This window comes from Streptomyces dryopteridis, from assembly GCF_049606955.1.
Lineage (GTDB): Bacteria > Actinomycetota > Actinomycetes > Streptomycetales > Streptomycetaceae > Streptomyces.
In genome coordinates this window covers 225,790-236,430 of the sequence record NZ_CP187115.1, presented here as the reverse complement: position 1 = coordinate 236,430, position 10,641 = coordinate 225,790, and the positions used below count along the sequence as shown (strand labels likewise).

2 protein-coding genes are annotated in these 10,641 nt (G+C 76.9%); both read right to left on the bottom strand.

The genetic code is table 11. The annotated features are described in order from the left end of the window. Nucleotides 1-24: 24 nt before the first annotated feature. The gene (locus ACN20G_RS36360; protein WP_424217642.1) at nucleotides 25-4,809 is read right to left on the bottom strand and encodes a type I polyketide synthase; all 4,785 of its coding nucleotides are present in this window, start codon (nucleotides 4,807-4,809) and stop codon (nucleotides 25-27) included. After that, complete coding sequence (locus ACN20G_RS36355; protein ID WP_424217641.1) at nucleotides 4,809-10,262, bottom strand: SDR family NAD(P)-dependent oxidoreductase; 5,454 nt, start codon at nucleotides 10,260-10,262, stop codon at nucleotides 4,809-4,811. Before ACN20G_RS36355 ends, ACN20G_RS36360 begins: the two co-directional genes overlap by 1 nt. Nucleotides 10,263-10,641 lie beyond the last annotated feature (379 nt).

Genomic DNA, 10,641 nt, shown 5'->3' with positions numbered 1-10,641 from the left:
GTGGAGCGCGGTGGAGCTGCGGGCTTACGCCTGGCCGAGTTCGCTGTCGATGAAGGCGAACACGTCGTCGGCGCCGGCGTCCTCCAGGCGGTCCAGGACGGAGCCGTCGGCGCCGGTGAGGGTCCGGGTCAGCTCGGTCAGGGCGTTTTGGAGGCGGGCCGTGATCCGGCCCTGTTCGATGTCCTCGGCGGTGAGGTCGGCCAGCCGGGCCAGGGTGCGGTCGAGTTCGGCGGTGATGGTGTCGACGGAGGTGTCGGCGCCGCCGAGTTCGGTGCCCAGGTGTTTGGCGAGGGCGGCGGGGGTGGCGTAGTCGAAGATGAGGGTGGCCGGGAGCGGCACGCCGGCGGCGGCGCTGATCCGGTTGCGCAGGTCCACCGAGGTCAGCGAGTCGAAGCCGAGGTCGCGGAAGGCGGTGGTGGGTTCGACGGCGGAGGCGTCGGGGTAGCCGAGGACCGTGGCGGCCTGGCCGCGCACGAGGTCCTGGAGGGCGCGGTCGCGTTCGCCGCCGGTGAGCCCGGCGAGGGTGCGGGCGAACTCGTCGGCGGCGGGCCCGGCGCTCGCCCCGCCGGCGGCTGCCGCGCGGACCTCGGGGAGCGCGGACAGCAGGGGGGCGGGGCGGCCGGCGGCGAAGGCGGACGCGAACGTCGTCCAGTCCACGTCGGCGACGGTGACGGTGGTGTCGGCGCCGGCCAGGGCGCGGGCCAGCGCGGTCAGGGCGGTCTCGGGGTCCAGGGGGCGCAGGCCCATGGCGCGCAGTCCGGCGCGGACGGGGCCGTGGGCGGCCATCCCCTCGCCGTCCCAGGGGCCCCAGGCCACGGAAGTGGCGGGCAGGCCGAGGGCGCGGCGGTGTTCGGCGAGGGCGTCCAGGCCGGCGTTGGCGGCGGCGTAGTTGGCCTGGCCGGCGCCGCCGACGGTGGCGGTGAGGGAGGAGAAGAGCACGAAGGCGGTGAGCTCGCGGTCGGCGGTGAGTTCGTGCAGGTGGTGGGCGGCGGTGAGTTTGGGGGTGAGGACGCGGGCGAAGCGTTCGGGGGTGAGGGAGTCCAGGACCCCGTCGTCGAGGATCCCGGCGAGGTGCACGACGGCGGTCAGCGGGTGCTCGGCGGGCACCGTGTCGAGGGCTCGGGCCAGGGCGTCGCGGTCGGCGGCGTCGCAGGCCAGGAGGGTGACATCGGCGCCGTGCGCGGTGAGTTCGGCGACGAGTTCGGCGGCCCCGGGGGCCTGGTCCCCGCGTCGGGAGAGCAGCAGCAGGTGTGCGGCGCCGTCGGCGGCGAGCCGGCGGGCGACGGCGCGGCCGACGGCTCCGGTGGCGCCGGTGACCAGGACGGTGCCGGTGGGCCGCCAGGCGGGGCCGGCGCCGGCGGGGGCGGGCTGGAGGCGGCGGGCGTGGGCGCCGGAGTCGCGGACCACGATCTGGTCCTCGTCGCCGGGGGCGGTGAGCAGGCCGGCGAGGCGGGCCAGGCTGGGGGCGCCGGGGGCGGCGGGCAGGTCGATCAGGCCGCCCCAGCGGTCGGGGTGTTCGAGGGCGGCGACCCGGCCCAGGCCCCAGACGGCCGCTTGGGCGTGGCCGGTGACGCCGGCGGTGGGGCCGTGGGCGACGGCGTCGCGGGTGAGGCTCCACAGCGGGGCGGTGAGGCCGGCGTCGCCGAGGGCCTGGAGGAGGACGGCGGTGGCGGCGGGGACGCCGGCGGGCGGTTGCAGGTCGAGGACGGTGTCGTGGCCGGCGCCGGCGTGCGGGGCGAGGAGCTCGGCGAGAGCGGCGCGGTCGGTGCCGGGGGGCACGGTGAGGGTGGTCGGGGCGGAGCCGTGGTCGGCGAGGGCGGTGAGGATCACGCTGGTCCACGGGTCCTCGGCGGCGCCGGGGGGCAGCACGGCGAGGTGCCGGCGGGCGGCGGTGGGGGTGTCGGCGGGGGCCAGGGGTTCCCAGGTGACGCGGTGGCGCAGGGCGTCGGCGGCGGCGTCGGCGGAGCGGCGGGCCTGCCAGGCGGCCAGGGCCGGGACGACGGCGGCGACGGCGGCCTCGTCGGTGACGCCGAGGGTGGCGGCGACGGCGGCGGCGTCCCCGTCGTGGACCAGGGTCCACAGGGGGTCGGCGGCGTCGGCGGCGGCGCGGCCGGCGGCGGCGCGTTCGGCCTGGAGGATGGGGGCGTCCTCCCAGTGCCGGTCGCGGCGGAAGGGGTAGGTGGGCAGGTCCACGCGGCGGGCGCCGGGCAGCACGGCGTCCCAGTCGGGGCCGGCGCCGGTGAGGGCGAGGCGGGCGAGGGCCTCGACGAGGGCGGTGTCCTCGGGGCGGTCGCGGCGCTGGCCGGCGATCAGGGTGCCGGGGGCGTCCTGGGCCATGGTGGTGAGGACGGCGTCGGGGCCGATCTCCAGGAAGCGGACGGCGCCCCGGCCGGTGAGGGTGGTGATCGCGTGGTGGAAGCGGACGGCCTCGCGGGCGTGCCGGACCCAGTAGTCGGGGGTGGTGATCTCGGGGCCGGCGGGTTCGCCGGTGAGGGTGGAGACGATCGGCAGGGCCGGTTCGCGCAGGGTGAGGGTGTCCAGGACCGCGCGGAACTCCTCCAGCATGGGGTCCATGCGGTGCGAGTGGAAGGCGTGGGAGACCTTCAGGCGGGTGGACTTGGCGGCGTGCGCGGCGACGGCGAGGGCGGCGTCCTCGTCGCCGGAGACCACCACGGAGCGGGGTCCGTTGACGGCGGCGATGTCCACGCCCTCGGTGAGCAGCGGGCGGATCTCCTCCTCGGTGGCGAGGAGGGAGATCATGGCGCCGCCGGCGGGCAGGGCCTGCATCAGCCGGCCCCGCGCGGCCACCAGGGTCACGGCATCGGGCAGGTCCAGCACCCCGGCGACGTGCGCGGCGGCGATCTCGCCGATGGAGTGCCCGGCCAGCAGCTCGGGCCGTACCCCCCAGTGCTCCAACAGCCGGTACAGGGCCACTTCGAAGGCGAAGAGGGCGGCCTGGGTGTTCTCGGTGCGGTGCAGGGGGGACGCGGTGGGTTCGGCCCCGGGCGCGTCCTCGGCGAACATCAGCTCGCGCAGGGAGCGGCCGAGCAGCGGGTCGAAGGCGGCCGTGATCTCGTCGAGGGCGGCGGCGAAGACGGGGAACGCGGCGTGCAGGGTGCGGCCCATGCCGGGGCGTTGGGAGCCCTGGCCGGAGAAGAGGAAGGCGAGGGGGCCGGGTTCGGGGGTGACGACGATCTCGTGTTCGCCGGCGGCCAGGGCGCGCAGGGCGGCGAGGAGTTCGGCGTGGTCGCGGCCGGTGACGGCGGCGCGGTGGGTGAGCCGGGCGCGGGCGGTGGCCAGGGTGTGGGCGGTGTCGTGGGGGTCGAGGTCGGCGGCGACGGCCAGGAGGCGTTCGGCCTGCCGGCGGACGGCGTCGGCGCCCTTGCCGGAGAGGATCCAGGGCACGACGGGCAGCGCGCCGGCCGGGGCGGGCTCGGGGGTCTCGGCGGGGGCCGGGGCGGGGGCCTCTTCGAGGATGGTGTGGGCGTTGGTGCCGGAGATGCCGAAGGCGGAGATCCCGGCGCGGCGCGGGCGGCCGTCGGTGTCCCAGGGGCGGGAGTCGGTGAGGAGGCGGACGTTGCCGGCGGTCCAGTCGACCTTGGTGGTGGGGTTCTCGGCGTGCAGGGTGCGGGGCAGGGTCCGGTGGCGCAGGGCCATGACCATCTTGATGACGGCGGCGACGCCGGCGGCGGCCTGCGGGTGGCCCATGTTGGACTTGATGGAGCCGAGCCACAGGGGCGCGTCCTCGGGGCGGTCCTGGCCGTAGGTGGCGAGCAGGGCGCGGGCCTCGATGGGGTCGCCCAGCGTGGTGCCGGTGCCGTGAGCCTCGACCGCGTCGATGTGGCGGGGGGTGAGTTGGGCGTCGGCGAGCGCCGCGCGGATGACGCGTTCCTGGGCGGGGCCGCTGGGGGCGGTCAGGCCGTTGGAGGCGCCGTCCTGGTTGACGGCGGTGCCGCGGATCACGGCGAGGACCTCGTGGCCGTTGCGGCGGGCGTCGGAGAGGCGTTCGAGGAGGATCATGCCGGCGCCCTCGGACCAGGCGGCGCCGCTCGCGTCGTCGGAGAAGGAGTGGCAGCGGCCGTCGGGGGACAGGGCGCGGCGTTCGCTGAACTCGACGAACATCTCGGGGCTGGCCATGACGGCGGCGCCGCCGGCCAGCGCGAGGCCGCATTCGCCGGCGCGCAGGGAGCGGACGGCGGAGTGCAGGGCGACGAGGGAGGCCGAGCAGGCGGTGTCGAGGGTGACGGCGGGGCCTTCGAGGCCGAGGGTGTAGGCGATGCGGCCGGAGACGATGCTGCCGGAGATGGTGCCGCCGACGTAGTCGTGGTGCATGAGGCCGACGTAGACGCCGGTGGGGGTGCCCTTGACGGCGGTGGGGTCGATCCCGGCGCGTTCGAACGCCTCCCAGGACACCTCCAGCAGCAGGCGCTGCTGGGGGTCGGTGCCGGGGGCGTCCTTGGGGCTGATGCCGAAGAAGGCGGGGTCGCTCTCGGCGGCGTCGTGGAGGAAGCCGCCGTGGCGGACGTAGGTCTTGCCGGGGGTGCCGGGGTCGGGGTCGTAGAGGCCCTCGGTGTCCCAGCCGCGGTCGGTGGGGAACTCGGTGACCACGTCGACGCCCTCGGAGACGATCCGCCACAGGTCCTCGGGGGTGCGGATCCCGCCGGGGTAGCGGCAGCCCATGCCGATGACGGCGATGGGTTCGCGGTCGCGGTCCTCCAGTTCGCGGACGCGGCGGCGGCCCCGTTCGAGTTCGGTCGTGGCCCGCTTGAGGTAGTCGCGGAGTTTGTCGACCGTGGCCGAGTCTTCCATCACAGGGCTCCCAGTTCCTTGTCGATCCTGGCGAAGATTTCGTCGTCGCCGGCCTCGGCGAAGTCCTCCGGCGCGGGGCCGTCGGGGTGCGTGTCGCGGGTGTCACGGGTCTCGCGCCAGTCGCGCAGCAGCGCTTCGAGGCGGGCGGTGACGCGGTGGTGGGCCGCCGGGTCCTCGGCGGGCAGGGCGTCCAGGAGGCCCTGGAGGCGGTCCAGGTCGGCGAGGGCGCCCTGGACGGGGTCGGCCGGCGCGGGCACGAGCTGCGTGCCCAGGTGGGCGGCGAGGGCGGCGGGCGAGGGTTGGTCGAAGACGAGGGTGGAGGGCAGGGCGAGGCCGGTGGCGTCCGCGAGCAGGTTGCGCAGTTCCACGGCGGCCAGCGAGTCGAAGCCGAGTTCCTGGAAGGCCCGGTCGGGTGCCACGGAGTTCGGCGAGGGGTGGCCGAGGACGCCGGCGACGTGGGTGCGGACCAGGTCCAGCAGGGCGCGGTCGCGGTCGGCGGGCGGCAGGGCGACGAGTCGGGCGCGGCGGGCCTCGGCCCGGTCCCCGTCGCCGGCGGCGCGCCGGCGGGTGGGGCGGATCAGGGCGCGCAGCAGGGCGGGCACCCCGTCGGGGCGGGCGCCGATGGCGGCGGGGTCGAGGCGGACGGGCACGAGGACGGGGTCCTCGGCGGTGAGGGCGGCCTCGAAGGCGCGCAGGCCCTGTTCGGGGGTGAGCGGGGGCAGGCCGAGGCGGCGCAGTCGGTCGAGGTCGGCCTCGTCCATGTCGGCGCCCATGCCGCCGGCCCCGGACCACAGGCCGTAGGCCAGGGAGGTGGCGGGCAGGCCGCGGGCGCGGCGGTGGGCGGCCAGGCCGTCGAGGAAGGTGTTGGCGGCGGCGTAGGCGGCCTGGCCGGCGCCGAGGAGCAGGCCGGCGCTGGAGGAGAGCAGCACGAACGCGGTGAGTTCGCGCTCGCGGGTGAGTTCGTGCAGGTGCCAGGCGGCGTCGACCTTTGGGCGCAGGACTGCGGCGAGGCGGGCCGGGTCGAGGCCGGTGAGCAGGCCGTTGTCGACGATGCCGGCGGCGTGCACGACGGCGTGGATCTCGTGCGCGTCGAACAGGGTGGTCAGGGCGGTGCGGTCGGCGGCGTCGCAGGCGGCGAGGGTGACCTCGGCGCCGAGCGCTTCGAGTTCGGCGCGCAGGTCGGCGGCGCCGGGGGCGTCGGGGCCGCGCCGGCCGGCGAGCAGCAGTCGGCGGACGCCGTGCCCGGTGACCAGGCGGCGGGCGATGAGGGCGCCGAGGCCGCCGGTGCCGCCGGTGATCAGGACCGTGCCCTCGGGGCTGAACGCGGCGGGGCCGCCGGGCTTGGCGCGGCCCAGGCGCGGGACGTGCACCCGGCCCTCGCGCAGGGCGGTCTCGGGTTCGCCGGTGGCGAGGGCGGCGGCGAGGGCGCCCGGGTCCAGGGGGTGGTGGTCGGTGTCCACGAGGAGCAGCCGGCCGGGGTGTTCGGCCTGGGCGGCGCGCACCATGCCGTACAGGGGGGCGTGGGTGAGGTCGTCGGCGCGCAGTAGGACGGCGAGGCGGCGCTCGGCGTGGCGGGGTTCGGTGAGGTGGGTGCGCAGGGCGTCGAGGACGGCGGCGGCGCGGTCCCGGGTCCGCTCGGGCAGCTCGGTGTCGGGCCGGTCGGGGTCGGGGGCGCCGGGGTCGGTGGGGACGGCCCAGACGAGGGCTTCGGGGTGTTCGGCCCCCGGTTCGGGCTCGGTCTCGGTCTCGGGGCTCTCGCCGTGGACAAGGCTCACGGGCGCGGAGGCGCCGGTGGGGGTGGGCAGTCGCACGAGGTCGACGCGGTGCAGGGGTTCGTCCGCGTCGTCGGCGAGCTGTTCGGGGGTGACGGGGCGGGCCACGAGCCCGGCGACGGTGGCGACCGGGGCGCCGGTCCCGTCGGCGAGCGCGAGGGCGACCGTGTCGGGGCCGGTCGGGGTGAGGGCCAGGCGCAGGGTGTGGGCGCCGGCGGCGTGCAGGGTGATCCCGCTCCACGCGAAGGGCAGCACGGCCCGGCCCTCGTCGAGGTCGAGGAGGTTGACGTGGAGGACGGCGTCGAGGAGGGCGGGGTGCAGGCCGTGGGCGGCGGCGTCGGCGCGGGCCTCCTCGGGCAGGGTGGCCTCCGCGTACAGCTCCTCGCCCCGGCGCCACACGGCGCGCAGGCCCCGGAAGGTCTCGCCGTAGCCGTAGCCGGTGCGGGCGAGGGCCGGGTAGGGGTCGCCGTCGGCGCCGAGTTCCACGGGTTCGGCGCCGGGCGGGGGCCAGGCGGTGAGGTCGGCGGGGGCGGTGTCCTCGGCGGGGCCGGCGCGCAGGGTGCCGGCGGCGTGTCGGGTCCAGGGGGCGTCGGGGGTGTCGGCGCGGCGGGACCAGACGGTGAGTTCGCGGCGTCCCTCCCGTTCCTCGCCGACGGCGACCTGCACGGTGGTGGCGCCCTGTTCGGGCAGGAGCAGCGGGGCGTGCAGGGTGAGTTCCTCGACGGTCTCGCAGCCGGTGTGTTCGGCGGCGCGCAGGGCCATGTCGACGAAGGCGGTGCCGGGGAGCAGCACGGTGCCGTGCACGGCGTGTTCGGCGAGCCAGGGTCGGGCGGCGCGCGAGAGCCGGCCGGTGAGGACCGCTCCCCCGGTCTCGGGGAGGTCGGTGACGGCGGTGAGCAGGGGGTGGCCGGTGGCGTCGGCGCCGTGGCCGGTGGCGTCGCGGGCGGGGTCGGCTGGGGCGTCGAGCCAGAGCCGGCGGCGGTCGAAGGCGTAGGTGGGCAGGTCCGTGCGGCGGGCGCCGGGCAGCACGGCGGGCCAGTCGGGGCCGTGGCCGGCGGCGGCGAGCCGGCCGAGGGCGGTGATCAGGTCGTGTTCCTCGTCGCCGTCGCGGCGCAGGGTGGGCACGAGGAGGGTGTCGCCCTCGTCTCCGGCGCCGGGCAGGCAGTCGTGGGCGAGGGCGGTGAGGGCGGCGTCGGGGCCGACTTCGAGGAAGACGCGGGCGCCGGCGGTGTGGGCGGTGGTGACGGCGTCGGCGAAGCGGACCGGGCGGCGGACGTGTTCGGCCCAGTGCCGGGCCCAGCCGGCGGCGTCGAGGGGGTGTTCGGCGTCGACGGTCTCGCCGGTGAGGGTGGAGACGAGGGGGACGCGGGGGGTGTGGTGGGTGAGGGAGGCCGCGACGCGGGTGTACTCGGCGAGCATCGGGTCCATCAGCGGGGAGTGGAAGGCGTGGCTGACGGTGAGGCGTTTGCCGCCACCGAGGCGGGCGGCGAGGGCGAGGACCTCGCTCTCCTCGCCGGACAGGACGGTGGAGCGGGGGCCGTTGACGGCGGCGAGCGCGACCCGGTCGGTGAGGTGGGGGGTGACCTCGTGTTCGGGGACGCGGAGGGCGACCATGGCCCCGCCGGTCGGCAGGGCGGCCATCAGCCGGCCGCGGGCGGCCACGAGGGTGACAGCGTCGGGCAGCGAGAGCACCCCGGCGAGGTGGGCGGCGGATATCTCGCCCACCGAGTGCCCGAGCAGCAGGTCGGGGGTCAGGCCCTGGGATGCCAGGAGCCGGGCGAGGGCGACCTCGGTGGCGAAGAGGGCGACCTGGGCGTGGTCGGTGCGGGTGAGGGTCTCGGCGTCGCCGTCGAGGAGTGCGGCCAGCGGCCGCTCCAGGAGGGGGTCGGCGAGGGCGGCGACCTCGTCGAGGGCCTCGGCGTAGGCGGGGAACGCGGCGTACAGGGCGCGGCCCATGCCGGGGCGTTGGGCGCCCTGGCCGGTCAGGGTCCAGGCGACGCGGCCGGGGGTGGGGGTGAGGGGGCGGGCGGCGGCGAGGGCGGCGCGCAGGGCGGGGGCGTCGCGGCCCACGGCGAGGGCCCGGTGCCGGTGGTGGGTGCGGGCGGTGGCCAGGGTGAGGGCCACGTCGGCGGGGGCGGGGGCGCCGGGGCGGTCGGTGAAGGCGGTCAGGGCCTCGATCTGGGCGGTGAGGGCCTCGGGGGTGCGGGCGGTGACCAGCCAGGGCAGCACGGCCTCGGGACGGGCGGCGGTCGCGGCGACGGTGTCGGTGGCCCCGTCGGTGGTGTCGGGCTCGGGTTCGGGGGCCTGTTCGAGGATGACGTGGGTGTTGGTGCCGCTGATGCCGAAGGAGGAGACGGCGGCGCGGCGGGGGCGGTCGACGGCGGGCCAGGGGCGGGGGGTGACGGCGAGTTCCACGGCGCCGGCCGACCAGTCCACGCCGGGGGTGGGCTCGTCCACGTGCAGGGTGGGCGGCACCTCGGCGTGGCGCAGGGCCATGACCATCTTGATCACCCCGGCGACCCCGGCGGCGGCCTGCGTGTGCCCGAGGTTGGACTTGATCGAGCCGAGGAGCAGGGGCCTGTCCTCGGGGCGGCCCTGGCCGTAGGTGGCGAGGAGGGCCTGGGCCTCGATGGGGTCGCCGAGCGCGGTGCCGGTGCCGTGCGCCTCGACCACGTCCACGTCGGCGGCGGCGAGGCCGGCGCCGGCCAGGGCCTGGCGGATGACGCGCTGTTGGGAGGGGCCGTTGGGGGCGGTGAGCCGGCTGCTGGCGCCGTCGGAGTTGACGGCGGAGCCGCGGATCACGGCGAGCACGGGGTGGCCGTTGCGGCGGGCGTCGGAGAGGCGTTCCAGGAGCAGCATGCCGGCGCCCTCGCCCCAGCCGGTGCCGTCGGCGGCGGCGGCGAAGGGCTTGCAGCGGCCGTCGCGGGCCAGGCCGCCCTGCCGGGAGAAGTCGACGAAGGTCTCCGGGGTGGACATCACGGTGACCCCGCCGGCCAGGGCGAGGGAGCACTCGCCGGCCTGGAGGGCGCGCACGGCCCAGTGCAGGGCGACGAGGGAGGACGAGCAGGCGGTGTCGACGGTGACGACCGGGCCCTCCAGGCCGAAGGTGTAGGCGACACGGCCGGAGGCGATGCTCGCGGCGCTGCCGTTGGAGACGTAGCCCTGGAGGTCCTCGGGGACGCTGTCGAGGCGGCTCGCGTAGTCGTTGTACATGACCCCGGCGAACACCCCGGTGCGGCTGCCGCGCAGGTCGGCCGGGAGGATCCCGGCCCGTTCGAACGCCTCGTGGGAGGTCTCCAGCAGCAGGCGTTGCTGCGGGTCCAGGGCGAGGGCCTCGCGGGGGCTGATGCCGAAGAAGTCCGGGTCGAACTCGGCGGCCTCGTGCAGGAAGCCGCCGGTGCGGGCGACGGAGGTGCCGGGGCGCAGGCCGTCGGGGTCGTGCAGGGCCTCGGTGTCCCAGCCGCGGTCGGTGGGGAACCCGGAGGTGGCGTCGGTGCCGGCGGCCACCAGGTCCCACAGTTCCTCGGGGGTGGAGATCCCCCCGGGGTAGCGGCAGCCGATGCCGACCACGGCCACCGGGCCGTGCGCGCGCTCCTCGTTCTCGCGCAGCCTGCGGCGGGTCTCGCGCAGGTCCGCGGTGGTCCGCCGCAGGTAGTCGAGCAGTTGCTCTTCCTTGTTCACCAGTGCGCCATCCGATCGAGGTCGAGACGAGGGCCTTGGTCGGGCGGCCTGCCTCGGACGCATCCCGGGCCGCTTCCCCCGTTGACGGAGGCTAGGGAGCGGGCCCGGGCCGTCGATACCCCTACCGCCCCCAGGGGTCCCCGGTCGGGGTACGGGGGACCGTCAGGGCATTCACGGATGCCCGATCGAACGGTTCGATCGGATTCCCGTGACCTTCGCCACATACCCCGCATCGATTTCCGGACTTTTAACGGGGCGTCAATTTCCCGGGGAAGATGAGAACCTCTCACGAACGGTTCCCGGGGCGCGGGTTCGACCCCCCGAGGCGTCGTTGACAGCCCCGACGGGCCCCGGTTAACATGCTTTTAGAATATGCCGC

Coding starts and splice junctions, on each gene's coding strand:
- ACN20G_RS36360 (WP_424217642.1), bottom strand. CDS start 4,809: ATGGAAGACTCGGCCACGGTCGACAAACTCCGCGACTACCTCAAGCGG.